General features: G+C 56.8%; 1 protein-coding gene. It reads left to right on the forward strand.

The features are described from left to right. Positions 1-48: 48 nt before the first annotated feature. Positions 49-1,215, forward strand: a complete 1,167-nt coding sequence (locus VI234_RS21130; RefSeq protein ID WP_336331222.1) for an ISH3 family transposase — start codon at positions 49-51, stop codon at positions 1,213-1,215. Positions 1,216-1,390: the final 175 nt, after the last annotated feature.

Consider the following 1,390-nt stretch of genomic DNA (forward strand, 5'->3'; position numbering starts at 1 on the left):
TCAGTACTTCACAAAGCCGGTTAGTTGAGAGGTCTGCTTGCTGAAGGTGTGTCCAATACCAAGCAAGCAGACGGTGAAATCCACGAGGACCAGCTTCTTAACTTCCTCGTCAACACGTTTGACGAGGAAGTTGATCTCGGTCTCAGCGACAATGCTGAAATTGAAGCTGAGGATATCTACGAGGTCCTCGTCGGCGCTTGCGCCGACGGGACCTCGGTATCTGAACTCTGTGAGACCAGTGAAGACTCTCCTCATCAAAACACGATTCTGTACCACCTCCGCGAGAAGTTCGACCTAACGTCGGTTGAACAAGTCGGGAACGCACTCCTACAGAAGGACGTTCTAGAGGTTCTTCCCAAGCAGGTGGAGGTCTGTATGGACCTCCACCTGCGGCCCTACTACGGTGACGAGGACGAAACAGATGGTCTCTATCACTCAGAAGCGAAGCGTGGAACCACCGCATTCCACGCCTATGCGACACTCTACGCGCGTGTGAAGAATAAGCGATACACGCTGGCGGTGAGCCGTCTCGTCGACGGTGACACCGCCAGCAGTGTCCTCGCTGAGTTTCTTGGTCTGCTCGACGGCCTTGACCTCAGCGTCAAGGCCGTCTATCTTGACCGGGAATTCTACGATAGCAAGTGTCTCACGCTCCTTCACGCTCACAACTACGCGTACGTGATGCCGATCGTCCGGTGGGGAAAGACGATCAAGCAGGAACTTTCGGAAGGGTGGAGCCGCGTCATCCAACATGAGCTGACGGGGAAACTCGACGGTCATAGCTGGACCGTCGAGTTTCCCGTCTACATCGACTGTACCTATCAAAACGGACGGTACGACGAACACGGAGTGGCGCGTCACGGCTACGCCGCTGACGCGCCGTTCATTGAAACACCACGAGATGCTCGATACCACTACTCGAAACGCTTCGGTATCGAGGCCAGCTACCGACTCTCCGAACAAAGTATCGTGACGACTACGACGCAGAATCCGGTCGTACGGCTGTTGTACGTCGTGGTGAGCCTACTCTTACAGAATGTCTGGCGGTATCTCCATTGGGAGTATGTGGCGACGCCCCGCCGTGGCGGGCGTCGCCTCTGGTCCTGGTCGTTCGAGGAGTTCATCAACATGCTGTGCCGAGCAGCGTGGACGGCCCTCGCTGTGCGTCGGGCCGTCCCCGCGAATAGGCCACCTGACGATCGGTTCCACCGATAATCACCGATCGAGCACGCCTCTTCGGGAGTGGCAACACTGTTGCGTCGGCGGCTGATCGCCGCCGACAGCGACAGCTCCATCCACCCTCAGCGAAGATCGACCGCTACAGACGGCTCATCGAGACAGAAGAAGTGACTCAGATCGGATTAGTGGGTGACGCTTTGTGAGGTACTGA

Source organism: Haloarcula sp. CGMCC 1.2071, from assembly GCF_037078445.1.
In the GTDB taxonomy this organism is placed as follows: domain Archaea; phylum Halobacteriota; class Halobacteria; order Halobacteriales; family Haloarculaceae; genus Haloarcula; species Haloarcula amylolytica.